15 protein-coding genes and 3 pseudogenes are annotated in these 24,496 nt (G+C 59.1%); 7 read left to right on the forward strand and 11 right to left on the reverse strand.

Annotated features, from left to right (window positions below; translation table 11 throughout):
- The first annotated feature begins 28 nt into the window (after positions 1-28).
- Entirely contained in the window at positions 29-703 is a 675-nt protein-coding gene (locus tag PVA48_RS08945) for a TetR/AcrR family transcriptional regulator (RefSeq protein ID WP_022396574.1), read from the forward strand.
- 42 nt (positions 704-745) lie between these two features.
- Here PVA48_RS08945 and thiE read toward each other — a convergent pair whose 3' ends face one another.
- Positions 746-1,390, reverse strand: coding sequence for a thiamine phosphate synthase (thiE, locus tag PVA48_RS08950; protein ID WP_102728467.1), 645 nt, complete (start codon positions 1,388-1,390; stop codon positions 746-748).
- An 87-nt stretch (positions 1,391-1,477) separates the two neighbouring features.
- Here thiE and PVA48_RS08955 point away from each other — a divergent pair, with 87 nt between their 5' ends.
- From PVA48_RS08955 to PVA48_RS08970, 4 genes and pseudogenes are all read left to right on the forward strand, one after another.
- Entirely contained in the window at positions 1,478-2,524 is a 1,047-nt protein-coding gene (locus PVA48_RS08955) for a quinone-dependent dihydroorotate dehydrogenase (RefSeq protein ID WP_102728468.1), read from the forward strand.
- A 32-nt stretch (positions 2,525-2,556) separates the two neighbouring features.
- Positions 2,557-5,639: pseudogene (dnaE, locus tag PVA48_RS08960) on the forward strand (DNA polymerase III subunit alpha); the annotation flags it as partial.
- A gap of 12 nt (positions 5,640-5,651) precedes the next feature.
- Positions 5,652-6,080: a hypothetical protein gene (locus tag PVA48_RS08965; RefSeq protein ID WP_423232512.1), complete on the forward strand. Its 429-nt coding sequence runs from the start codon at positions 5,652-5,654 to the stop codon at positions 6,078-6,080.
- Positions 6,081-6,170: 90 nt separating this feature from the next.
- Positions 6,171-6,635 carry a GNAT family N-acetyltransferase gene (locus tag PVA48_RS08970; RefSeq protein WP_423231619.1) on the forward strand — a complete coding sequence of 155 codons (465 nt, stop codon included), beginning with the start codon at positions 6,171-6,173 and terminating at the stop codon, positions 6,633-6,635.
- A 231-nt stretch (positions 6,636-6,866) separates the two neighbouring features.
- Here the strand turns inward: PVA48_RS08970 and PVA48_RS08975 are convergent, their stop codons facing one another.
- Complete coding sequence (locus PVA48_RS08975) at positions 6,867-10,520, reverse strand: autotransporter outer membrane beta-barrel domain-containing protein (RefSeq protein WP_022396579.1); 3,654 nt, start codon at positions 10,518-10,520, stop codon at positions 6,867-6,869.
- Between the two features lie 472 nt (positions 10,521-10,992).
- Here PVA48_RS08975 and PVA48_RS08980 point away from each other — a divergent pair, with 472 nt between their 5' ends.
- Positions 10,993-12,393, forward strand: coding sequence for a glutamate decarboxylase (locus tag PVA48_RS08980; protein ID WP_102728561.1), 1,401 nt, complete (start codon positions 10,993-10,995; stop codon positions 12,391-12,393).
- Positions 12,394-13,172: 779 nt separating this feature from the next.
- On the opposite strand, the gene PVA48_RS08985 is transcribed toward PVA48_RS08980, so the two are convergent.
- Positions 13,173-13,418 carry an N-acetylmuramoyl-L-alanine amidase gene (locus tag PVA48_RS08985; RefSeq protein ID WP_259676462.1) on the reverse strand — a complete coding sequence of 82 codons (246 nt, stop codon included), beginning with the start codon at positions 13,416-13,418 and terminating at the stop codon, positions 13,173-13,175.
- 132 nt (positions 13,419-13,550) lie between these two features.
- Between PVA48_RS08985 and PVA48_RS08990 the strand changes: the two genes are divergently transcribed.
- Positions 13,551-13,877 (forward strand): hypothetical protein, encoded by a 327-nt coding sequence (locus tag PVA48_RS08990; RefSeq protein ID WP_423231620.1) that lies wholly within the window; start codon positions 13,551-13,553, stop codon positions 13,875-13,877.
- A 173-nt stretch (positions 13,878-14,050) separates the two neighbouring features.
- On the opposite strand, the gene PVA48_RS08995 is transcribed toward PVA48_RS08990, so the two are convergent.
- The 8 genes and pseudogenes from PVA48_RS08995 to carB all read right to left on the reverse strand — a co-directional run bounded on the left by PVA48_RS08995 (position 14,051) and on the right by carB (position 24,448).
- Positions 14,051-14,971 carry a type I phosphomannose isomerase catalytic subunit gene (locus PVA48_RS08995; protein ID WP_180975191.1) on the reverse strand — a complete coding sequence of 307 codons (921 nt, stop codon included), beginning with the start codon at positions 14,969-14,971 and terminating at the stop codon, positions 14,051-14,053.
- A gap of 99 nt (positions 14,972-15,070) precedes the next feature.
- A complete protein-coding gene (locus PVA48_RS09000; RefSeq protein WP_215840672.1) occupies positions 15,071-15,340 on the reverse strand; it encodes a hypothetical protein in 270 nt (89 codons plus the stop codon).
- The gene (locus PVA48_RS09005; RefSeq protein ID WP_423231621.1) at positions 15,328-16,092 is read right to left on the reverse strand and encodes a hypothetical protein; all 765 of its coding nucleotides are present in this window, start codon (positions 16,090-16,092) and stop codon (positions 15,328-15,330) included. The genes PVA48_RS09000 and PVA48_RS09005 overlap by 13 nt, the downstream gene beginning before the upstream one ends.
- 334 nt (positions 16,093-16,426) lie before the next feature.
- A pseudogene (locus PVA48_RS09010) lies at positions 16,427-17,751 on the reverse strand (Na+/H+ antiporter NhaC family protein).
- 34 nt (positions 17,752-17,785) lie between these two features.
- Positions 17,786-18,874 (reverse strand): GDP-L-fucose synthase family protein, encoded by a 1,089-nt coding sequence (locus tag PVA48_RS09015; protein ID WP_102728473.1) that lies wholly within the window; start codon positions 18,872-18,874, stop codon positions 17,786-17,788.
- A gap of 1 nt (position 18,875) precedes the next feature.
- Positions 18,876-19,943: a GDP-mannose 4,6-dehydratase gene (gmd, locus tag PVA48_RS09020; protein ID WP_102721901.1), complete on the reverse strand. Its 1,068-nt coding sequence runs from the start codon at positions 19,941-19,943 to the stop codon at positions 18,876-18,878.
- Positions 19,944-20,096: 153 nt separating this feature from the next.
- Positions 20,097-21,214 (reverse strand): annotated as a pseudogene (gene carA, locus PVA48_RS09025) (glutamine-hydrolyzing carbamoyl-phosphate synthase small subunit).
- A 30-nt stretch (positions 21,215-21,244) separates the two neighbouring features.
- Positions 21,245-24,448 (reverse strand): carbamoyl-phosphate synthase large subunit, encoded by a 3,204-nt coding sequence (gene carB / locus PVA48_RS09030; protein WP_102728474.1) that lies wholly within the window; start codon positions 24,446-24,448, stop codon positions 21,245-21,247.
- Between the last annotated feature and the right edge of the window lie 48 nt (positions 24,449-24,496).

Consider the following 24,496-nt stretch of genomic DNA (forward strand, 5'->3'; position numbering starts at 1 on the left):
CGGCAGCACCGTTTGATCTTTTGAAACGATGGCTTCCATCCGCAAATCCCAGTCGGACCGCTCTGCGGAAACCAGCGGTAAAATTCTCCGTGCCGCGCAGAAACTTTTTGCCCTCAGGGGATTTGACGGAGTGACCATGAGGGCGATTGCCTCTGAAGCAGGGGTGAATCTGGCCTCCATTGTTTACTACTTTGAAAACAAGGAAGGACTGTACCTGGCCGTTTTCAGGCAATATGCGGAACCCCTGATGGAGGAGCGCATGAAAATGCTGAAAGAAGCGGACCTTCATCCGTCCCTCAGGGCGTATGCCCGTGCCTTCATTGAGCCCGCTTTCCGTTTGCTGCTGGATAAAAATCTGGGCGGTCCGGATCACGCGCGCCTGCTGTGGCGGCTGCCCCAGGAACCGGAATACCTGGGAAGGAAGATTTACGATGAATTCTATGCTCCGCTCATCCGGGAGATGACGTTGAGGGTTCGCCGATTCTGCCCATGGGACGATGAGCTTTCCATATCCTGGCACATACATATCATGAGTTCCATTTTCCATGCCACGCTGGGGAAATACGTCACACGGCTGGAACTTCATGACAAGGAGCCGTGGATGAAGGATCAGGACCGCATCCTGCAAATGATTGTAGATACGGCGGTCCTGCTGATTTCCCGTCCGGCTCTTTCTCCGGAGGTAGAGGAAAGACAGGGGTAACCGCGGAAGTGGAATGCAATACCCGGGAAGGCGCGTCTTTCCTCACGCTTCTCCCAGTCTTTTTCTAAGCGCCGCGACCGTTTCCGTTATATCCGGGTGTGTAAGCAGCCAGGAAACGATGACGACCCTGCTTGCTCCCGCCTCCAGAACGGAGGGCAGCGTGTTTCCATTAATGCCTCCGATGCAGAAGACGGGAAACTCTTCCGGCAATTGCCGCCGCACGCCTGCAATGTCTTCCAGGCCGATCGCCGGCCTTCCCGGCTTGGTGCCCGTGGGAAACAAGGGGCCGAATCCGATGTAGTCCGCCCGCTCCCGGAACGCGCCCAGAGCCTGTTCCGGGCTGTGCGTGGAACGCCCGATGATGGCGTTCGCCCCCAGCATGGCCCGCACGGGAGCCAGTTCCCCGTCGTCCTGGCCCAGATGGACGCCGTCCGCCCCTGTGCCCAGGGCAATTTCAGGATAGTCGTTGATGATGAAAAGACAGCCGTATTCGCGGCACAGCGGGGCAAGCCGGCTACCCATGCGCGCGATATGTTCCGGATCATGGTTTTTCGCCCTGAGCTGGAGGATGCCCAGACCGCCCGCCAGCAATTTTTCCGTAACGGAGATTAATTGATGTTCAGCGGTATATCCCATATCCGCGATGCCGTATAGCCGGCAGGATGAGAGGCGTTCCTTCCTGTTCATGGCAGGGAATTGTACCGGATAAAATCATCCCGGCAAGACGCTTCCCATTCTTGACCCTAAAGGAGGGTGTGATACACTCCCCGCATCGTGTCACCCGCCTTATATTCCGCCGCTAAAAGTGTACTGTTCCAGATGAATCCGGAAACCGCCCACAAAGTGACCTTGTGGGGGCTGCGCCTGGCAGAAAAGATGCGCGTACTGCCCCTTCTGATGGGGGAGGTTCCTTCCGACCCCGTGGAAATCCTGGGGATGAAATTCCCCAACCGTGTGGGTCTCGCCGCCGGAATGGACAAGGAGGCGGATACGGTGAACGCCTTCGGCCAGGCCGGGTTCGGCTTTGTGGAAGTAGGCACGCTGACGCCGCGGCCGCAGCCGGGCAATGACAAACCCCGCCTGTTCCGCCTGATTCCCCAGCAGGCCATTATCAACCGGATGGGATTCAACAATGAAGGCATTGCCGCCGGAGTGGAGAACATCCGCTCCGCCACCCGTTTTCATGGCGTCCTGGGAGTTAACATCGGAAAAAACAAGGTGACGCCCAATGAAGATGCGGCCCAGGACTACCTGACCTGCCTGCGTGCGGCATGGCCCGTGGCGGATTACATTGCCATCAACTTCTCTTCTCCCAACACGCCCGGACTGCGCGACCTTCAGGCGGCCGAACCCGCCGCGCGCCTGCTGGCATCCCTGAAATCGGAGCAGTCCAACCTGGCTGTGGAAACCGGACGCAATGTGCCCATTTTCATGAAGGTGGCGCCGGATGTGACGGATGAGCAAATTGCGGAACTCAGCCGCGTTTTCCTGGATGAAGGCCTGGACGGCCTCATTGCCACGAACACCACGCTTTCCCGGGCCGGGGTGGAAGCCAGCCCGCGCCGTGAAGAAGCCGGCGGCCTGTCCGGCGCGCCGTTGACGGCGCGGTCTACGGAAGTCATTGGAGCGTTCGCCTCCGAATTGAAGGGGCGCATCCCGATCATTGGCGTAGGCGGCATCATGAGCGGCGCGGACGCCGTCGCGAAAATCAAGGTCGGGGCCAGCCTGGTGCAACTCTACACAGGGTTCATTTACCGCGGGCCGGACCTCATCCGGGAATGCGTGGAAGCCATGAAGGCTGAATGCCCCGTTAACTCCTGATTCTCCTTATTCACTGCCTACAGGTTTCATTCATGCCCGGTTCCTTCGTACATCTTCACAATCACACGGAATACTCTCTGCTGGACGGCGCAGTCCATATCAAGGACCTCATTGCCGAATGTTCCCGCATGGGAATGCCGGCCGTAGCCATCACGGACCACGGCAACCTCTTCGGAGCCATTGAGCTGGTCATGGAGGCGAACAGCCTTAACAAATCCGTGGCCGCCTGGAACAAGGAACATCCGGAAGGACCGCAGAAGCAGGAGGTGAAGCCCATCTTCGGCTGCGAGGTGTACCTTTCCCCCACGCCCATCGGCGTGAAAAAACAGCTTCCCGGGCGCCGCAAATATACGCACCTGCTTTTGCTGGCGGAAAATGAAACCGGCTGGCAGAACCTGGTCAAGCTGGTATCCCGGTCCCATCTGGAAGGTTTTTATTACAAGCCCCGCGTGGACATGGAAACCCTGCGGGAATTCCATGAAGGCCTTATTTGCTGTACGGCGTGTCTTGCCGGGCCGCTGAACGAATGGCTGCTCAATGACCAGCCTGAAAAGGCGGAGGAAGCCCTCCTGGCGCTGAAGGATATCTTCGGGGACGACAACATTTTTGTGGAGCTTCAGGACCATGGCATGGAGGAGCAGAAAAAATGCCTGCCGGAGCTGGTGCGCATCGCCCGCAAGACCAATACCCCCATTCTAGCTACCAATGACGTGCACTTCCTCCGGAAGGAGGACCACGACATGCACGACGTGCTGATCTGCATCGGCACCAACGAAAAGCTGGCTTCTCCCAAGCGCATGCGCTACTCCACGGAAGTCTACCTGAAATCCCCCGAGGAAATGAGGGAGGTGTTCAGGGACTATCCGGACGCCGTGGAAAACACGCTGAAAATCGCGGAACGGTGCAACGTCACCATCAAGCTGGACTCCGCCAGTACGGAAAAATACCCGGAATTCGGCACTCCGGACGGCTCCACGCGTGAGGATTACCTGCGCAAGGTATGCTATGAAGGACTGGAGGAGCGGTACGGCAAAGAACGCGTGGCTAAGGACAAGGAACTCCGCGACCGCCTGGATTATGAGCTGGGGATTATCAACCAGTTGAAATTCCCCTCCTACTTCCTGATTACGGCGGATTTCATCAACTGGGCGAAGGACCATGACATTCCCGTGGGGCCCGGCCGCGGTTCCGCCGCCGGTTCTCTGGTGGCGTATGCCATGAAGATCACGAACATCGACCCCCTGCGGTTCGGGCTGATCTTTGAACGTTTCCTGAACCCGGAGCGCGTCAGCCCTCCGGATATCGACATTGACTTCTGCCAGACGCGCCGTCCGGAGGTGATTGACTATGTGCGGCAGAAATACGGGGAGCGCGCCGTGTCTCACATCATCACGTACGGCACCATGGGCGCCAAGTCCGTGCTCAGGGACGTGGCCCGCGTGATGGACATGTCCTACGCGGATGGAGACCGCATTTCCAAGCTGATTGAACCCGGTCCCAAGGTAACCCTCCAGTCCAGCTACAAGAGCAGTGAGGAACTGCGGGAGCTGATCGCCTCCGATGAAGGATACGCGGAGCTCTGGGGTTATGCGACGCGCTTGGAAGGGCTGATCCGCAACGTGGGCGTGCACGCGGCGGGCGTCGTGATTGGTGACCGTCCGCTGGACGAGCATGTGGCGCTCACCCGTGACGACCTGTCTGATCCTCATGCAGCCGTCGTCGCCCAGTGCGACATGAGCGCGATTTATGAAGTGGGTCTCTTGAAAATGGACTTCCTGGGTCTGAAAACCCTGACCGTCATGCATGATGCGGAGGAATACGCCCGCTGGCGCGTGCCGGACTTCAAGCTGGATTCCGTGCCCTTGGATGACCGGGAAACGCTGGACCTGCTGAACAGGGGGACACGATGGGCGTGTTCCAGCTGGAATCCGGCGGCATGGTGGATACCTGCCGGCGCTACGGCATCCAGAAGATTGAAGACATCATTGACTTGCTGGCCCTTTACCGTCCGGGAGCCATGCAGTTCATGGATGAAATGATCGAGGTCAAGAAGGGGCTGCGCCAGGTGGTGTATGAACACCCGCTGCTGGAACAGGTCAGCGGAGAGACCTACGGCGTGATGATTTACCAGGAACAGGTTCAGGCGGCGGCCAAGCTGCTGGCGGGCTACACGCTCGGCGGGGCCGACCTGCTGAGGCGCGCCATGGGCAAGAAGGACCCTGCAAAAATGGCCAAGGAAAAGGCCCACTTCGTGGAAGGGTGCTGGAAAACCAACCAGATTGATGAAAAGACGGCTACGGCCATCTTTGACAAGATTGAGAAATTCGCCGGGTACGGCTTTAACAAATCCCACTCCGCCTGTTACGGCCACATTTCCTACTGGACGGCCTACCTCAAGGCACACTTCCCGGTGGAATTCCTCTGCGGCCTGATGTCCAATGAAGCGAACAACGACAAGATCGGCGTGTTCATTCAGGAAGCCAACCGCATGGGCATTGAAATCCTGCCCCCCAACGTGAACAAATCCATGCTCAAATTCACTCCGGAGGAAACGCCTTCCGGCAAGCTGGCCGTGCGCTACGGACTGGCGGCCATCAAGAATGTGGGGGAAGGAGCCATGCAGATTCTTTTGGAGGAAAGGGAAAGAAACGGGGAATTCACCAGCATGGAGGACATCTGCAACAGGCTGGATTCCAAATCCGTCAACAAGAAGATTCTGGAATCCCTGATTCGCGCGGGAGCGCTGGACTGGACGCTGGAACCGCGCTGCGCCCTGTTTGAGCGGGTGGACCTGGCCCTCAGCGGCGCATCCCAGGTGCACAAGGACAAGGCCCTGGGGCAGGGCGCCCTGTTTGACATGACTTTTGAAGCTCCCAGGGTGAAGGATGAGCCTGCTGTTCTGGAATGGTCCAAGGAGCAGCGCATGGGGGATGAAAAGGACCTGTTGGGCGCCTACTTCTGCGGCCATCCGCTGGACTCCATGCGCGGCGTCATTGATGCGGAAAAATACACCCGCATCGGTCTCATTGACGCGCTGGAGTCGCACGAACTCAAGCAGAAGCACCAGATCGCCGGCATGGTGCGCTCCATCATCCCCAAGATCAGCAAGGCAGGCAGGAAATTCGCCATCCTCACACTGGAAGACTTTACCGGCAGCATTGAAGTGCTGCTGTGGTCGGATGTCTATGAAAAGGCCCTGGAAATGGAAGGCGGCCTGGAACCGGGCGTCTTCGTCTCCGTGCGCGCCAACATCCGGGAGGATGACCGCACTTCCGCCAAGAGCGTGGCCGCGCAGAGCGTGGACCCGCTGGGAGGCAGGAGGCGCAAGTCCAAGGCCGGGGACCAGGGCCCTCTGAATATCATTGTCAGCCCCCTGCGCCACACGAGGAAAAATCTGGAGCAGATACGGGACATCCTGAAAAGGTACCCCGGTCGTTCCAAGGTCAATCTCACGATCAAGGACAGCCTGGGCCATAGTCAAATACTGGAGCTGGACGAACGGTTCCGCGTGAACCGCTGTCCGGAGCTGGAAACGGAACTTTCCATGTACAACTAGCGCCATGCCGGGAGGAAAACTGCTCTTGCCGGAATCGGAACGGCTGGCATTCCGGGCGTGGGGGAAAGGGACTGGCCCTTTTTTGCGGCCATGAACGCCAATCCCCGGGTGATGCGTTTCTTCCCCGCCGTCATGACGGAGGAGGAATCCCGCGCCATGTGGAACCGCCTGCGGGCGGAACTGGATGAAAAGGGTTACGGGGTGTACGCCGTAGAGCTGAAATCTTCCGGCTCCCTCATCGGCCTCCTTGGTTTTCATTGGGCGGATTTTAAAGCGGACTTCACGCCCTGTGTGGAAATAGGCTGGCGGCTTGTGCCGGAAGCCTGGGGGCATGGCTACGCCACGGAAGGGGCCAGGGCTTGTTTGGAGCACGGTTTTGCCAGGTTGGGCCTTGACCGGGTGTATTCCTTCACCGTCTGTGTGAATCTTCCTTCCCAGGCCGTGATGCAGCGTGCCGGAATGAGGAAGACGGCGGAATTCAACCATCCCAAAGTAGCTCCGGATTCCGTCCTGTATCCGCATGTGCTGTATGTAAGGGAAGCTTCCCACGCATGATTCCATGACGGGGTTTCCGGTGTAGCCGGCCGGTCCATTTTTTTAATTGTTCTGCCTCCTGGAAAGCAACGGACGCGTGCATTTCCGGTGAAATGGCCAGTGCGTTCTTTACGCTTGTTGCTGCCGGTTTCCGGAAAAAATCGAACGGGCTGCAATCCCGGAGGAATGCAGCCCGTTGACTGGGCAGGGGGCGCAGGGCAGCGGAACGTGCCCGCTGCCGTCATGCGCGACTTAGAAGGCGTAGCTTACCCCGGCGTTGACCCGGTGGTAGGTTGACTTGCTCCTGCCTTCGAATTCATAGCCGGCGTAGGCCGTCCATTTGGGGTTGATGACGACGGTGCTGTTGTAATTGACGCGTACGGCGTTCCGGTCCGGGCGGGAACCCCTCGCGGTCCAGCTGAAATCGTTCAGCAGGCGCGTGGCCCTGGTTTCCGGGTTGTCACGCACCACGTCGGGCACGTAGCTTACGGACAGGCTGTTCACCCACAGCACGCCGTTGCTGAATTGCAGGGCCTTGCTGACGCCTACGCCCACGGGCAGGCTCAGGTTCTTCAGATTCCCGCGGTCGAAGTGCCGGGCGTCATATCCCGTTTCCGTGAAGGAATTCTGGTTGACCTGGGTGTACTCGATTCCCAGGAAGGGGGAGAGCGTCCAGCCCTTGTTCAGGCTGTGGTCCCACGTGGCCTGAAGGGTGGCGAAGCCCATTCTGTTCTGCCATTTGCCGTGGGAAGCCCCTCCGTCATAATAGGAGTCCAGCTTGTTGGTTGTCCATCCGAAGCCGGCTGTTCCGCTGATGGTCAGCATGTCCTTGGGGGCAAGCTGCTTTCTCCATGCTCCGTAAAGCAGGGCAACGTAGGAGGTCTGGTCCACTTCGCTGGGCCAGCTGCGGCTCTTGTTGGTGCCGTACAGGTTGCCGAAGGCGGCGCCCAGAATGGTGTTCGGGGTGAACCTGCGGTCCGCACCCACGGCATAGCCGCCGCCATTGTAGTCGTAGCCGTCAATGCCGTCGCGGGTGGCATGGTAGGTGAAGTCTCCCATTCCCTTGATCCAGAAGTTATTCTTCGGACCCATCAGGAACCGGGTGATGCCCACCTGGCCCAGAGCGGCATTGGAAACGGACTTCATGTTGGAAGCGGAGCTCCACATGGAGTTGCCGATGTCCGCCCCGTCCAGTTCCGGGAGAATCTCTTCAATGCCGGCGGTGGGGTTCCAGACGGCGTACAGATGGTCGTTGATTCCGTCTCCGTCCAGGTCTTCCCATTCCTTGGTCCAGTACCCTTCGTAGGTATAGGGGGAGTTGACCGTATTGGTTCCGGTGGCTGTGGAATAGATGTCGTCAAAATCCCCGGAAGTTCCGGGAATGGCCGCTTCCCCGATGGCCATGGCCAGGAAGCGCTGCTTCTCGGCCCATCTCTTGTGGGCGTAATCCTCCAGGGAATCCGCTACTCCCATGGAGCCGCCCATGGTGTGGCTGTTGGCTTGCTCAATGCTGAGGCCGGAGCTGTAATCGTCCATGAAGGGGCGGAAGTCAAAGATGACGCCCTTGCTGATGTCGATCGTGTCCGCATGGAAGGCGGCGCCCCTTCCGGTTCTCAGGGTCACGCCGGATTCAATGGTGATGTTCCTGCTGTTCACGGAACTGTTTCCCGTGATTTCCAGAACGCCCTTATTCACAGTGAAGGATGAGTCTTTGGTGAGGTCCTTGTTGCCGTATGTCACACCGTCTTCCAGAATCAGGGTACCATCGTACAAGGTGGTTTTTCCGCTGACATTGAAGTACTTGGACTCCGCCAGCCGGTTTTGCCAGTCGGCTTCCGTTTCTCCGGCGGCCTGGGTGATCAGCTTGTCCGCCTCCGCTCCGGAAAAGCGGATGGTTCCGGTGAATTCCGGAGCCGTTCCGTTGTAAGGAGTGGTATCCACTCCTTCGGACTTGTTGAAGTCATAGACAATGTTGTCATACTCCGCTCCGTCGCCTTCATTCCGGAAGGGGTCGTAGAAGGTGACCGTCCTTCCTTCCTGCGCGCGGAGCACCACGCTGTCCATGGAAGCGCTTCCGTTGGTTCCAAACACCAGGGAGTTCAGAATAGGGTTGGCCCCGCCGCGTTTTTCCGTGTTGCCTTTCACGATGATGTCCCCCTGGTCAGCGGAAAAGACGGCATCCTTGTAATAGAGGAGCATGGCTCCCGCAACACCGTCAACGGAGTTGTTCTCAATAAGCACACCGCCGCGGTTGTTGATGAACTCCAGGCCGTTGGCCCCCTGAAGTGCTCCAACGTCCCATTTGGCCGAGTTGCCGGAGATGGTGACCTTCCCCGTATTGACGAAGGATGTTTTCCCATCCACCAGGAGGGCGCCATAACCGTAGTCCGTGGATTTGTTGCCGGAAATGGAGATGTCTCCCGTGTTGGCAAAGGACAGGTTCCCGTGGAACTGCCCCACGCCGTAGTGCCAGCCCGCCGTATTATTGTCCATGGAGATGTTTCCGGTCCGGGTGAACGAGGTATTACCGGTCACCTCAATGGCGCCGTTGTACTGGTCCGCGCTGTTTCCGGAAAGGGAAATGTTCCCTGCATCCGTCACGCTGAACGTTCCGTAAAAGCGCAGGGCTCCGTTGGAACCCTTGGTGGAGTTTCCTTCCACAGTGATGTCCCCATTGTTGCTGAACGTGGTATTGCCGAAGACGGCTACACCTCCCATTTGATTGTCCGAGCTGTTTCCTGAAATGGTGATGTTTCCCGTATTGGTGACGTTCCAGTCCTTGCTGATCCAGCCTACGGCATACGTCTTGTCCGCGTGGTTGCCGATGAAGGTGATGGAGCCGATGTTATTGAGGTTGAAGTTTCCGCTGACGCCGAATGCCCCGGCGCTGTTGCTGGCCTGGTTGCCTTCAAAGCGCAGGTCTCCGCCGATGTTGGAGATGTCCAGGTCCTGGCCGCTGTATACTGCGCCGAAGTTGCCGTTCCAGTCGGAGGCCAGTTCCCCGGCGTCCGCCCGGTTGTTCCTGAAAATCACGTCTCCGGTGACGCCGGCTATCTTCATGCCGCCTCCGGTATTATCGTAGCCGTCTACGGCGCCTGCATAAGCGTAAATGGCGCCGGCTATCCATGCGGAATTGTTTTCAAAGGTCATGTTTCCGGTAACGTTCTGGAACGTCAGCGCATATTCCCCGGCGGGAATGTAAGCCTTGGTTGCCGTAGAAGTGGAATCATGCGCGCCTGCATAAATGGCGCCCCCGATGTTGGAGTGGGCGCTCGTGGGCGAGTGTCCGGTGGAGTTTCCGCTGAACAGGATGGACTTGGTATTTTCAAAGTCGATCTTTCCCCACGTGAACAGGGCCCCTCCGAGGGCTTGCCCCTGCTGGCTGTCGTCACCCAGCATGTTGTTGGTGAAGGAAATATTGCCCATGTGGGAGAAGGTGATGTCACCCCTTGCGTTCACGGCGCCCCCGGCATTCGTATCCGCATTCACGATGGATTTGCAGTTGTTGAAGGAAAGGTCGCCCATGTCCGTGAAGGTGAGCGTTTCTCCGCGGATGGCGCCTCCCCCTTCGTTGTCATTGACCCAGCGGTCGCTGTGGATGGAGGAACAATCGTCAAAGCTCATGGACATTCCCGTGCCGGTAAATGTCATGACGGACTCGCTGGCGGGCCGGGTGTGGTCTGCCAGCTGATTGAAGAAGACGCTGCCTGCGAAGACGGTGTCTTCCGTCCGGAATCCGGAAAAGCTCAGGTCCTCCTTCAAGGTGTAAGTGATGCTGTCCTGCGTCTCCTGGCGCGTGACAACGGTGCCCTGATAGAGGTCTTCAGCCTGTTGGGCTGTTCCCGTCTGCGCCAGGGAGGCTGTCATCAGGAGAAGGATGGCGGATACTGCAAATTTTGGTTTCATTAGTATGCGGTAAGGTTCTTTGTTAGGTACCAGACCTGAGCCGTCTTTTGCCCGGGCGCCCGGGTGGGGGCTTTTGCGCGCGCTGGCACCGGTGTCTGGAAACTATAAGAGTCTTTTGAGCGCGTTTTTTCTCAACGGATGTCATGCTATGCGCAAGGCTCTTCTAACATATTATTCCGCTTGGCCGTTGAAGCTGAAAACGTCCGGGCCCCTCATCTGTGAAAATATGGCCTGTGTCATACATAGGGTGTTTTATGAGTGTAGGTCAGGAAATATAACAAATTTTGTAATTTAATGATTTTTAGTAACGCATGGATAATAAAATAAAGCTTGTTCCTGTATTTTTGTAGAAAAGTTATGCGGGGGTGAATGACAATAGAAATATGAACACTTTTGTTCGTAGAAGCTTCTATCCTTCATGCGGGCGGTCTTTCACGGCTGGCCCGGAAATGATGAAACAATAGATACCGTCATGTTTGATCCAAATCAAAAACCCGATACAGCCCGGGCAGAAAATTCCATTTTCGGCTCTCCGGAAGCAGACAACCTACTGCCCAAGGATCAGTTCCCGGATTACGCCATGCGTGCGGAGGACGCCTTCCAGTTGGTGTCCGATGAATTGATGCTGGACGGCAATGCCCGCCAGAACCTTGCCACCTTCTGCCAGACGTGGGATGAAAAGCAGGTCAGGATGCTGATGAATATCAGTATTAACAAGAATATGATCGACAAGGATGAATATCCCCAGACAGCCGCTATTGAAATGCGCTGTGCTGCCATCATTGCCAACCTTTGGAACGCCAGCCAGGATGAAAAACCCATCGGCTGTTCCACCATCGGTTCCAGTGAAGCGTGCATGCTCGGGGGTATGGCCGCCCTGTGGCGCTGGAGAGCCCGCCAGAAAGCTGCCGGCAAACCCACTGACAAGCCCAACCTGGTATGCGGGCCCGTCCAGATCTGCTGGCACAAGTTCTGCCGCTACTGGGATATTGAAATGCGTGAAATCCCCATGTCACCCGGAAAATGGAAGATGGATGTGGACAGCATGCTGGAACAGATTGACGAAAACACCATCGTGGTGGTTCCCACGTTCGGCGTGACCTACACGGGCGCTTATGAACTGCCGGCGGAGATTGCCAAGGCCCTGGACGATTACGAAGACAGGACCGGCATCAGTGTGGACATCCACGTGGACGGCGCCAGCGGCGGTTTCCTGGCCCCGTTCTGCGCTCCGGACATTGTCTTTGACTTCCGCATTCCCCGCGTCAAGTCCATCAGCGCTTCCGGCCACAAATACGGCCTGGCTCCGCTCGGAGTGGGCTGGGTGGTATGGAGAGACATCGCCGACCTGCCTGAAGGGTTGATCTTCAACGTCAACTATCTTGGCGGTGAAATCCCCAACTTCGCCATTAACTTCTCACGGCCGGCCGGACAGATCATCTGCCAGTATTATGACTTCATCCGTCTGGGCAAGGAAGGGTATACCAACATCCATACCCAGGCCTATGAAGTGGCCAAGTACATTTCAGATGAGGTTTCCAAGCTCGGGCCGTACGAATTCATTTGCACGGGCGATCCGGAAAAGGGCATTCCCGCCGTCTGTTTCTTCATCAAGGACGGAGCCAAGACGAACTATACCCTCTTCGACCTTTCGGACAAGCTGAGAACCCGCGGCTGGCAGGTGCCCGCCTTCACCCTCCCTGCCAATTGCCAGGATACGGTGGTGATGCGCGTGATGGTCCGCCAGGGCTTCACCAAGGACTTGGCAGACCTGTTCCTGGAAGACTTCAAGCGCATGCTGGCCTTCTTCGAGAAACACCCGGTCACTTCCCCGATGACGGCGGAAGAAGGCACGGCCTTCCACCACTCCTGATGGAAGCCACGCTGAGTGATTTTTGTTGGATGAATAAGTGTGTGTAAGCGCAGCTCCGCAGTTGTCAAGGTTTGTGCGTGGACCTGGCGGCTGCGGAGTTTTTTTATGCTCCGGCGGCTGCGCCGCGGACGGCGGAAGCGTGATGGAGGCTTCTGTTGCGGATGAACGCGGACCGCTCCGGAACTGTTTCCAAAAGGGGCTTTGTGAGACCTGGCGGACTTTTCCGTTCCCCCTCCGGAATTCGCGGAATGCCGTGTTTCCAAGTTGCTTCGTGAAATCCTGCGCGTTCCCCGTCTTCTTATAAAAAGACCGGGGATTTTGTTATTCCTGCGTCTTCCGTTTCGTTTGGGAAAAGGCATGCTTCCGCAAGGATCCTTGCATCATTCTTTCGGAAGGGTGGGGGGTATAGCGCGGACTCCGGATAAATGCGGGGTCCACCTGTTTGAGGCGTCATCTTTACTTGGTGAAAGATTGCTGCGTTTCAAAGCCTGGCGCGTTGGGACAGGCGGGATTGATAAAAGCCGTCCTGTTTTTTCATGCCGCCGGGTTGCAGACCCTGCGGAGATTACCGGAAGGGGACGGCGCGGAGGCTGTTGATTCCCTGATCCGCTTACATGATGCCGCGTCGCGGACGCATTGCCGGCTGGCAGCGAATGATGGATTCAAAAAAGCTGTGCCCGCCGCTTTAACACGATCGGCAAAAAGCAAGGGAACAACCCCGGTCAGGAGTCTTCCTCCATCCTCAAATCCGGAATGCAGCGGGAGGCGTGGAATGGCGCTTAGCTGATGCAGCGGTAATAATAATCCACGCGGGAAATGAACCAGGACCATTTGAAACCGGGCTTGCCGTTGTCCAGCAGCAGGTGGGGGCAGCGTTTTCCGGTCCAGTAGTAATGCGGCACGACGTTCCGCAGGGGAATATCGTGGGCGTACATGTTGTAGGCGGCCAGCTTGGCGGCGCGGTCAAAGGTCTTGACGATGCTCTGTCCCCGCTTTTCGCACATTTCAATGCCGATGGAATACATGTCCCCGGGGCCGCCCGGTCCGCATGGCGTCCCGTTTCATTCAGGGGGATATGCTGCATGGCTACATACGGATCCACCGTGTAGTGCCAGTTGCAGCGCAGGGCTCCGTTATTCAGCGCGCGCGCGTGCTGCATGGCGTCTGCGGAAGGGTTTTCCGTGTTGTGCATGGTGATGAAGCGCGGCTTCATCCGGGAAGAGCGCTGCCGGAGAGGGGAAGAGCGGGGCATGAACATAGGCCGGACGTTGCATTCCGCCAGCAGCTGCCGTGGAGAGCGCTTCACCACGGGGACACCGGAGGGCTTGAAGGAAATCATGGGCGCCATTCCGGCTTTGCCGGAGGGTTCCGAACAACTGGTCAGGGCCAGCAGGGCGGCGGCTTCCAGCAGGAAGGTTCTGCGGTCCATGCCCTGGACTTTCTCCAGCATGGGCTGGAGCTGTCCGGAAACACGGGCAAGATAAGTGGCGATGGTGGAAATATTGCTCATACGGCGGCCGGGAGGTGAGGGATTTACAGCACGGATGCGGGAAAAGTTTAGTTCACGCTAAGATTCACCTTTCTTCTTTGCAACGAAAAAGTGTGAAAGCTTTAGCTTTGTGCCGAATTCTTCACGCTTTTTGTCATATTGGGCCGTTCAAACCGTTGTTGAGAGCAAAACGGTATCCGGTTCCACGGCGGTGACGGCGTCCGCATTTGCCGGAGACAGGATGAATTCCCCCTGCCGCGCCGTTTTCCCGTCCCAGGACACGGAGCCGCGGAGAACTGTGAAGATGGCGAAGCGGGAGGCGTCCGGCTGGGTGAATCGTTCTCCCTGGTCCAGCCGATATTCCTCCGTGGTGAAATGCGGCATTTCCGTCAGGTAGCCGGGCTGCCGGCAGAGCTCCCGGAATTCCGCGATGGAATCCAGCGCCTGTTCCATGTGCAGTTCCCGTCCCTGTCCGGAAGCGTCTGTCCGGTTCCAGTCGTAAAGGCGGTAGGTGGTGTCGCTGTTCTGCTGGATCTCCGCAATGAGGTGCCCGGCGCCGATGGCGTGAACCAGGCCGGCGGGAATGTAAAGATGTTCCCCCTTTTCCAGATGGGTGGAGCGTATCAGTTGCTCCATTTGGCCCGTTTCCGCCGCCCGGCGGATGTCCGAGAGCGTAGCGGTTTCTTCCATTCCTCCGTAAATCAGGGCATCCGGGTCCGCGTGCAGCACGTACCATACCTCGTTTTTAACCTCTCCCCGCCGTGCTGCCGCCGTGCATTCCGGGGGATGCACCTGGACGGAAAGATTCTCACGGGCGTCCAGAATTTTGCAGAGCAGGGGAAAACGCGGAAAACGTTCGTAGCCGGGCCCGAAGAGTTCTTCCCGCCGTTCTTCCCATAGCTGGTGCAGGGGCATTCCTTCCCATTCGCCTTCCCTCACCGTGCTCATGGCTTCCGGACGGTCGCTGATTTCCCAGGCTTCCCCGTAGGCCGTTTCCCGGTTGGGCAGTTCCCGGCCCAGCATGGTTCTCATGTGCTGGCCGCCCCAGATGCGCGGCTGATAGATGGAATGGAATCGAAAAGGCTGCATCGTAATAACGGGAGCGTAGGCCATCTTTTACGGCCGGGCAAGTAAAATGCCCGCAGGAGGCCTGCGGGCATGAAGAGAGGGAAATCGGGAAGTTTCCGGTTATTTGATGGATTCCCATACGATGCCGATCTCATCAAACGGCACATATTCCTTGTTCTTGTCCGGTTTCGGTACACCGTAGTTGGTCCGGAACAGGGGCAGGATGGGCGCTCCCGTCTTGGGATCCTTGCTCATGGGTGCCATTCCCACTTCCTCCAGCAGCAGGGTCATGCCGAATTCGCCGCCGGGACCTTCGCTGACCAGGATTTCAATGGGGTACACCTTGCCTTGCTCCACCGTGAACTGCTTGCCGGCGGCTACGCCGCGCATGGTGTTGTTCCAGTGGCCGGAGGGGCCGTATTTGTAGAACGTGACGGGGGGACGTTGATGCCCGCGTCCTTGAGTTCCTTCTTCAGGTCGTCGTTGCCGGGCTTGCCTTCCATGGCATCAAGCCATTTGGCGTTGTTCGCCGTCATTTTCCCCAGGGAGGCGGATTCCCAGCCGTAGTCGAATACGTTCTGGTTGTTGAACCGCACTACCAGGTAGTCGTCTCCCAGCCCCACGAAGCGGAACGTGCCGGATTTGGGAGCGCGCACTTTGCCCCGGTAAATGGCAAGCCACTGGCTGGGTTTCACCTTGTCGTCGCATCCGTAGGCCTTGGGCGCGTCTTTGGCGGGAGTTCTGGGAATGTAGAACTGGGCGGCGTACAATTGCTGCGGCGCCTTGTAAAAACGATTCAGCTCCGACTCATTCCAGCCTTTGTTGACAAAGCGGGAAAGAAAGGCGCGGTACTGGTCCATCGTCATGTTGGTGGGCCGTCCGCCGGGCGTCTGCTTGGTATCGTAAAAGGTGCCTACCAGCGTACTTCCGGAGGGCTGGGACGTGCCGAAGGCGGAGGTGGCGTCACCCAGGTCGGGGCCGAAGCCGTCTCCCATGCCCAGGGCGGTTCCTTCTTCCAGCATGACGGGTTCGTCCGGCGGGTCAATGTCGATCTTGGGGAGGCTGACCGGGGCTGCCGCCGCGGCTACCACGACTTTGACGGGAGTTTCCGCATGGGAGGAAGAGGAGGTTTCCCTCTGCACTTCCGGCGGCGGAGGCGTATCCGACGGAGGAGCTTCGTCCGGCGTGATGTAGCCGACGACCTTGGGTTCTTCCGGGGGGCGATGATGATGGTCAGGGAGTAGAGAATGGCTCCCGCCAGGACGACGGAGAGAATGGATGTCGCCAATGCGGCAATGTAATTTTTCCGCCTTTCCTTGCGCAGGGTTTCCACTGCGTCTTCTGTGGGTTCTATATGAAGGCTCATGCATGTATGATAACATAGGAGCCCCATATGTTGAGTAACATGAGGATAACAAGGATAACATGTCGGTAACAAAAAGGGCGTCTTTGACGCCTCTTCTTCCTTATGGCTTCTCAGCTTTTCCTGCGCTTTCCCGTTTTTCCGGGAGCCAGTGCGATGGCAAGAATGGAACAGACGCCCAGAATCAGGGGGTAATACAGGTATTCCATGATCAGCAGGGGGAAACCTGGGCGATTCCGGCGGCCATGAGCATCTGGGCCCCGTAGGGAATGACGCCCTGGACCAGGCAGGAAAAGGTGTCCAGAATACTGGCGCTGCGCCTGGGCGCGATATGGAATTTATCGCTGATCTCCTTCGCGATGGGACCCACCGTAATGATGGCGATCGTGTTGTTGGCGGTGCAGAGATTGGCCAGGGAGACCAGGCCGGCGATGCTGAATTCCGCGCCGCGCCTGCTCCGGATGTGGGCCGTGATTTTTCCGATGATGTACGCAATGCCGCCGTTGAAGCGGATCAACGCCAGCACGCCGCCGGCCAGCAGGGTGACGATGATCAGCTCCCCCATGCCGGTCATGCCGCTGCCCATGGCGCGGAACCAGGCCATGAAGGAAAAATACCCCATGCCTACTCCGACAAGTCCCGTGGCGAGCAGCCCCAGCGTCAGAACGGCCATCACGTGGACTCCGGCCAGCGCCGTCACCAGAACCAGCAGGTAGGGGAACACCTTCATCCATTCAATGGGAGCGTCCGCCATGGAGGGGGACTGCACGTTCCATCCGAGCAGGGTGTAGCAGGCCAGGGCCAGCAGCGCGGCGGGAAGCACCACCTTCACGTTAGCCCGGAATTTGTCCCGCATGGCGCAGCCCTGCGTGCGGGTGGCGGCGATCGTGGTGTCTGAAATGAAGGAAAGGTTGTCTCCAAAAAACGCTCCGCCCACCACAATGGCCGTCATCATGCCGGTGCTGACCTGCGTGGCGTGCGCCAGCCCCGTGGCTACGGGAGCAAGCGCCACAATGGTGCCCACGGAAGTGCCCACAGAAAGGGAGATGAAGCAGGATGCGATGAAGACGCTGGCAAGCAGCAGATTGTCCGGCAGGAGGCGCAGCGTGAGCTGCACGGTGGCGTCAATTGCCCCCATGTCCCTGGCGGACTGGGCGAATGCGCCCGCCAGCACGAAAATCCAGATCATCATCAGGATATTCCGGTTGGCTACGCCGGAGGAAAACAGGTCCACCCGTTCCGCCATGCTTTTCCCGCGGGTGATGAGCACGGCCCAGACTGCCGCCGCCGTAAAGGCCACCGTCACCGGAACGGCGTAAAAATCCTGTACGGCTACGGAGATGACCAGGTAAAGCAGGAAGAAAACCAGCAGGGGGCTCAGCGCCCACAGGCTGGGTTTGACGGGCGCCGTATCCTGGCTGTCTGGAAAATGGGTCATGGAGGAGTGCGTGCTGCCGGAGATGCTGGGCGGCTTAGTTTCCGGCGGCTTCCGCCTGGCCCAGATACCACCGGTAGATGCGCTCCACGCCTTCTTCCAGCTCCACCCGGTGGGTCCAGCCCAGGGAATGCAGCTTGGAAACGTCCGTCAGCTTGCGCATGGTGCCGTCCGGCTTGTCCGCGTTGAATACCAGTTCTCCCCGGTAGCCTTCCGTGGCGGCTATCAGGCGCGCCAGATCGCCGATGGAGATTTCCTTTCCGGTGCCGATGTTGATATGGCAGTTCCGCACCTCCCGGTCTTCCCCTTTCAGCTGGCTGAAATCCACCTGTTCCATCACGTGGACGCAGGCGTCCGCCATGTCTTCGCTCCACAGGAATTCGCGCAGGGGCGTGCCCGTTCCCCACAGTTCCACGGAACCGGGGGTGATGCCGTATTTGGCCAGCGCGTCCAGGATGGCTTCTTCCGGCGCCGTCCCGTCCACCTGTTCCACAGGCCGCGCGTCCAGGTCTTTCCGCACGGCGTCCCAGTCCCCTTCCATCAGGCGCTTGGCCAGGTGAATCTTGCGCACCATGGCGGGCAGCACGTGGCTGTTCTCCAGGTGGAAGTTGTCATTGGGGCCGTACAGGTTCGTAGGCATCACGGCGATGTAGTTGGTGCCGTACTGGAGGTTGAAGCTCTCGCACATTTTCAGGCCTGCGATTTTGGCGATGGCGTAGGGCTCGTTGGTGTATTCCAGCGGGGAGGTGAGCAGGGCGCTCTCCTTCATGGGCTGGGGTGCCTCTCGCGGATAGATGCAGGTGCTCCCCAGGAAGAGGAGCTTGGAGACGCCGTGCCGGAAACTTTCCCCGATGACGTTCTGCTGGATCTGGAGGTTGCGGAAGATAAAGTCCGCCCGGTACCGTGAGTTGGCGATGATGCCGCCCACGAACGCCGCCGCCAGAAAGACGTATTCCGGCTTTTCCCGGTCAAAGAATTCCCGCACGGCCGCCGGGTCCTCCAGGTCCAGTTCCCGGTGCGTCCGCCCGATCAGGTTAGAATAACCCCTGTCTTCCAGGGATTTCCAGATGGCGGAGCCCACGAGGCCGCGGTGTCCGGCCACGAATATTCTGCTGTTTTTTTCCATCTCAGGAATTGACGGGATTTTTGACGTATTCCATGTCGTGGCGGACCATGATGCGCACGAGTTCCTCAAACGGGGTGGAGGTGGGGTTCCAGCCGAGGAGGGTTCTGGCCTTGGTGGGGTCTCCCAGCAGTTGTTCCACCTCGGAGGGGCGGAAGTACTTGGGATCCACTTCCACCAGGATATGGCCCGTCTTCTTGTCGCGCCCGCGTTCTTCCACGCCTTCGCCTTCCCATTCCAGCTCAATTCCGGCTTCACGGAAGGCCAGCGTGCAGAACTCCCGGACCGTATGCATCTCCCCGGTGGCGATGACGAAGTCTTCCGGCTTGTCGTGCTGGAGAATCAGCCACATGCATTCCACGTAATCCTTCGCGTAGCCCCAGTCGCGCAGGGCGTTCAGGTTGCCCAGATAAAGCTTGTCCTGCATGCCCTGGGCGATGCGGGCCGCCGCCAGCGTGATCTTGCGGGTGACGAAGTTTTCCCCGCGGCGTTCGCTCTCGTGGTTGAACAGGATGCCGTTGACGGCGAACATGCCGTAGGATTCGCGGTAATTCTTGGTGATCCAGAAGCCGTATTGCTTGGCTACGCCGTAGGGGGAGCGGGGATAGAACGGCGTGGTTTCCTTCTGGGGAACTTCCTGCACCAGCCCGAAGAGTTCGGACGTGGAAGCCTGGTAAATGCGGCATTTCTTTTCCATGCCCAGGATGCGGACGGCCTCCAGCATGCGGAGGGTGCCCACGGCGTCCGTTTCCGCCGTGTATTCCGGCACGTCAAAGCTGACCTTCACATGGCTCTGGGCCGCCAGGTTGTAGATTTCATCCGGCTGCACGGTCTGGATGATGCGGATCAGAGAGCTGGAATCCGTCATGTCGCCATAGTGGAGGTTGATCAGCCGGTTTTTCTTCATGTCCCGCACCCACTCGTCCAGGTAAAGATGCTCGATGCGGCCCGTGTTGAAGGAAGAGGAGCGGCGCAGGATGCCGTGTACTTCATAGCCCTTGTCAATCAGGAACTCTGCGAGAAAAGAACCGTCCTGTCCCGTGATGCCGGAGATTAATGCGATTTTGCTCATGTGCTGTGTGTAGATGGTTTGTTGGTTGGGGAGGTTGATGAATGAAAGGAAAAACCTCCGCCGGAGCCGCAATTCATGTGCCCGGGCATAAATAGCGCATTTTTCCCATGGTGACGAGGAAAATGCTCTGGTCATGGAAGAGGAATGCCACTGTCAGCGGGCGGTTTGCCGTTTGCTGGCCGCAATCATCTGCTTGAAGTCCCGGAACAGGTACTGGGGGTCTCTGGGGCCGGGGGCGGCTTCCGGGTGGTACTGCACGCTGAAAACGGGGAGCGTTTTGTGGGCGATGCCCTCCACGGTATTGTCATTCAGGTTCATCAGCGTGATTTCCACGTCGTCCGGCACGGTGTCCGGATCCACGGCAAAACCGTGGTTCTGGGACGTGATGCTGATTTTACCCGTGCGGAGGTCCTTCACCGGATGGTTGGCGCCGCGGTGGCCGAACTTCAGCTTGAAGGTCTTCGCCCCCAGCGCGTGGGAAATGATCTGGTGCCCAAGGCAGATGCCGAACATGGGAACCTTCCCGATCAGGGCGGCTACTTCACGGTGGATGTCCGTCAGCGTGGCGGGGTCCCCCGGACCGTTGGAAAGAAAAACGCCGTCCGGCTTCATGCCAAGCACTTCCTCCGCCGTCGTGTGGGCGGGAACCACGGTCACACGGAAGCCGTTTTCCCTCAGTTGGCGCAGGATGTTGTACTTGATGCCGAAGTCGAAGGCCACGATGTCGTACTCCGTGGGGGGCAGTACCCCTTCCGTCACCAGCGCGTCCACTTCCTCCGGGGTCATGGGATGGGAGCCGATCTTGTCTACGATGTTGCAGCCTTCCATGGAGGGGGCCTTTCTGGCGGCTTCCACGGCTTCCTCCGGCGTCAGCTCCGTGGTGAGGCAGGCGCGCATGGCGCCCGCGGAGCGCAGGTGCTTGGCGATCTTGCGGGTGTCCACCCCCTCAATGCCGATCACGCCCTGCTTTTCCAGCCACGGGCCCAGGGCTTCCGTGGCGCGCCAGTTGGAAGGAACCTTCGCCAGCTCCGCCACCACGAAGCCGCTGACCTGCGCCTTGCCGGACTCGTAATCTTCCGGGTTGACGCCGTAATTGCCGATCAGGGGATAGGTCATCGTGACAATCTGGCCGCTGTAGGACGGGTCCGTCAGGACTTCCTGGTAGCCGGTCATGGACGTGTTGAAGCAGGCTTCCCCACTTCCGTGCCCGTAGCTCCGAAGTGCGAACCGATGAAGACGCTTCCGTCTTCCAGTGCGAGAATGGCTCTCATGATGATATAAAAATGCTGTTTGGTATGGGGTTAAACGGTCTGGGCATGGTATTCCTGGATGGTGCACACCTGGAGGTTCCTGTTCTTCAGCGCCTCAATGGCGTTCACGCAGGCCTGTGCGGAGGCCAGGTTCGTGCAGTAGGAGGTTTTGGCGGCGATGGCGGAGGAACGGATGATGATGTCGTCCGCCCGCGCGTCGTGGGAGCCGGGCGTGTTGATGATGAAATCGATGTCCCCGTTCTTGATGTGGTCCACGATGTTCGGGCGGCGCGCCTCGTTCACCTTGTACGCGCGTTCGCATTCGATGTCGTGCTGGAGCAGGTGGATCATCGTGCCGCGCGTGGCGCACAGCGTGAAGCCCATGTCCGCCAGCTGGCGGGCCATGTGGAGCACGCGCTCCTTGTCCCGGTCATTCACGGAGATGAAAACCTTGCCTTCCGTCGGCAGGGGATTGAATGCGCTGATCTGGGATTTGGCGAAGGCGATGTCCGGGTCCGGGTCGATGCCCATCACCTCCCCGGTGGATTTCATCTCCGGCCCCAGCACCACGTCGATGCCCGGAAAGCGGCCCCAGGGGAAGACGGCCTCCTTCACGCAGTGGTATTCCGGCGTGATTTCCCGGGTAAAGCCCAGCTCCTCCAGCGTCTTGCCGGCCATGACCTGTGCGGCCAGCTTGGCGAGGGGCCTGCCGATGGCCTTGGAGACGAACGGAACGGTGCGGGAGGCGCGCGGATTCACTTCAATGACGTAAAGCTGTTCGTCCTTCACGGCGAACTGGATGTTCATCAGCCCGCAGACGTTCAGCCGCCGTGCCAGCTCCTTGGAGGCGCGCGTGATTTCCTTGTGCATTTTCATGGAAATGCCCATGGCGGGAATCATGCTGGCGGAATCCCCGGAGTGGATGCCCGCGGGCTCCACGTGCTGCATGATGGCGCCGATGACGGCCCGCTCCCGGTCCGCGATGACGTCCACGTCAATCTCCACGGCGTTTTCCAGAAAGCGGTCGATCAGCACGGGGCGTTCCTCGGAGGCCTCCACGGCTTCGTTCATGTACCGGCGCAGCTCCTGCTCCTCGTACACGATGATCATGCCGCGGCCGCCCAGCACGAAGGAGGGGCGCAGCAGCACCGGATAGCCGATGCGGGCGGCAATGGCGGCGGCGTCCTCCACGTTGGTGGCCGTCCCCGCGTCCGCCTGCTTCAGCCCCAGCTCCCTCAGCAGGGCGGAGAAATGTTCGCGGTCCTCTGCCAGGTCAATGGCCTTCGGGCTGGTGCCGATGACGGGCACGCCGTGGGCTTCCAGGGCGTTGGCCAGGTTCAGCGGCGTCTGGCCGCCGAACTGGACGATGACGCCGTCCGGCTTCTCCTGCTCGCAGATGTGGAGCACGTCTTCCAGCGTCAGGGGTTCAAAGAAAAGCTTGTCGGAGGAATCGTAGTCCGTGGAGACGGTCTCAGGGTTGGAATTCACGATGATGGTTTCATACCCCATTTCCCGCAGGGCCATGGAGGCGTGCACGCAGCAGTAGTCGAACTCGATGCCCTGGCCGATGCGGTTCGGGCCGCCTCCCAGGATGAGGATCTTCTTCCGGCCCGTGTCGCGCGCCTCGTTTTCATCCCCGTACGTGGAATAAAAGTAAGGCGTGTATGCCTCAAACTCCGCGGCGCAGGTGTCCACCAGGCGGTAGCCGGGCACGATGCCCTGTTCGCGGCGTTCCTTGCGGATGCTTTCCTCCGTAGTTCCGCGGGCCAGGGCGATCTGCCTGTCGGAAAAGCCCAGCTTCTTGGCTTCCCGCAGGTCCAGCGCGTCCAGGCGGTCGCCCGCCTTCGCCAGGTCCCGCATCTGGGCCAGGAACCAGGGGTCAATCTGGGTGAGCTGGTGCACCTCGTCCAGGGAAAAGCCGCTGCTGAACGCCGTCTGAATCCAGAAAATGCGTTCCGCCGTGGGGACGGCAAGCTTCCGCGTGATTTCCTCCGCGGTGGGCTTCTGCGGCGCCTTCGTGTCGAAACCCCAGCCCCAGCGGCCCGTTTCCAGGGAGCGCAGGGCCTTTTGCAGGGATTCCTTGAACGTGCGGCCTATGGCCATGGCTTCCCCCACGGATTTCATGGAGGTGGTCAGGTGCTCGTCCGCCTGCTTGAACTTTTCAAACGTGAAGCGGGGGACCTTGGTCACCACGTAGTCAATGGTGGGCTCAAAGCAGGCGGGCGTTTCCCTCGTGATGTCGTTGCGCAGTTCGTCCAGCGTGTAGCCCACGGCCAGCTTGGCGGCCAGCTTGGCGATGGGGAACCCCGTGGCCTTGGAAGCCAGAGCGGAGGAACGTGAAACGCGGGGGTTCATCTCAATGACGATCATGCGGCCGTTGGCCGGGTTGATGGCGAACTGGATGTTGGAACCGCCCGTTTCCACGCCGATTTCCCGGATGACGGCGAAGGATGCGTCCCTCATGACCTGGTATTCCCTGTCCGTCAGGGTCTGGATGGGAGCCACGGTGATGGAATCCCCGGTATGCACGCCCATCGCGTCAATGTTCTCAATGGAGCAGATCACCACGCAATTGTCCGCGCGGTCTCTCATCACTTCCATTTCAAACTCCTTCCAGCCGATGAGGGATTCCTCAATCAGGATTTCGGAAACGGGGGAGAGGTCCAGCCCGCGGGCGCAGATTTCCTCAAACTCCGTCTTGTTGTACGCCACGCCGCCGCCCATGCCGCCCAGCGTGAAGGCGGGGCGGATAATCAGGGGAAAGGTGCCTATGTCCCCGGCTACCCGGCGCGCCTCCTCCATCGTGTGGGCGATGCCGGAGCGCGGCACGTCCAGGCCGATGCGGATCATGGCCTCCTTGAACAGGTTGCGGTCCTCCCCGCGGTCAATGGCGTCCGCATGGGCGCCGATCATGCGCACGTTCTCCCTCTCCAGCACGCCGCTGCGGTGGAGCTCCATGGCGCAGTTCAGGGCCGTCTGGCCGCCCAGGGTGGGGAGCAGGGCGTCCGGCTTTTCCCGGATGATGATTTTCTCCACGAACTCCGGGGTGATCGGTTCAACGTAGGTGCGCGGGGCGGTCTCCGGGTCCGTCATGATGGTGGCGGGATTGGAGTTTACCAGCACTACTTCATAACCTTCTTCCCGGAGGGCCTTGCAGGCCTGGGTGCCGGAGTAGTCGAATTCGCAGCCCTGGCCGATGACGATCGGGCCGGAGCCGATCACGAGAATCTTTTTGATGGAGGTATCTTTAGGCATAATGGCGATGGAAGAATCCTGTGGTTCTGGACCGTGGATTTCCGCCGG

This window comes from Akkermansia sp. JRP_AM1 (assembly GCF_049262625.1).
GTDB classification, from domain to species: domain Bacteria; phylum Verrucomicrobiota; class Verrucomicrobiia; order Verrucomicrobiales; family Akkermansiaceae; genus Akkermansia; species Akkermansia massiliensis.

Excerpts from the sequence above, each read along its gene's own strand:
- PVA48_RS08975 (WP_022396579.1), bottom strand. The coding sequence starts at position 10,520 with ATGAAACCAAAATTTGCAGTATCCGCCATCCTTCTCCTGATGACAGCC.
- PVA48_RS08945 (WP_022396574.1), top strand. The coding sequence starts at position 29 with ATGGCTTCCATCCGCAAATCCCAGTCGGACCGCTCTGCGGAAACCAGC.
- carB (WP_102728474.1), bottom strand. The coding sequence starts at position 24,448 with ATGCCTAAAGATACCTCCATCAAAAAGATTCTCGTGATCGGCTCCGGC.
- PVA48_RS09015 (WP_102728473.1), bottom strand. The coding sequence starts at position 18,874 with ATGGAAAAAAACAGCAGAATATTCGTGGCCGGACACCGCGGCCTCGTG.
- PVA48_RS08980 (WP_102728561.1), top strand. The coding sequence starts at position 10,993 with ATGTTTGATCCAAATCAAAAACCCGATACAGCCCGGGCAGAAAATTCC.
- thiE (WP_102728467.1), bottom strand. The coding sequence starts at position 1,390 with ATGAACAGGAAGGAACGCCTCTCATCCTGCCGGCTATACGGCATCGCG.
- PVA48_RS09000 (WP_215840672.1), bottom strand. The coding sequence starts at position 15,340 with ATGCGCGGCGTAGCCGCCGGCAAGCAGTTCACGGTGGAGCAAGGCAAG.
- PVA48_RS08970 (WP_423231619.1), top strand. The coding sequence starts at position 6,171 with ATGAACGCCAATCCCCGGGTGATGCGTTTCTTCCCCGCCGTCATGACG.
- PVA48_RS08995 (WP_180975191.1), bottom strand. The coding sequence starts at position 14,971 with ATGCAGCCTTTTCGATTCCATTCCATCTATCAGCCGCGCATCTGGGGC.
- PVA48_RS08985 (WP_259676462.1), bottom strand. The coding sequence starts at position 13,418 with ATGTATTCCATCGGCATTGAAATGTGCGAAAAGCGGGGACAGAGCATC.
- gmd (WP_102721901.1), bottom strand. The coding sequence starts at position 19,943 with ATGAGCAAAATCGCATTAATCTCCGGCATCACGGGACAGGACGGTTCT.
- PVA48_RS08990 (WP_423231620.1), top strand. The coding sequence starts at position 13,551 with ATGGCGTCTGCGGAAGGGTTTTCCGTGTTGTGCATGGTGATGAAGCGC.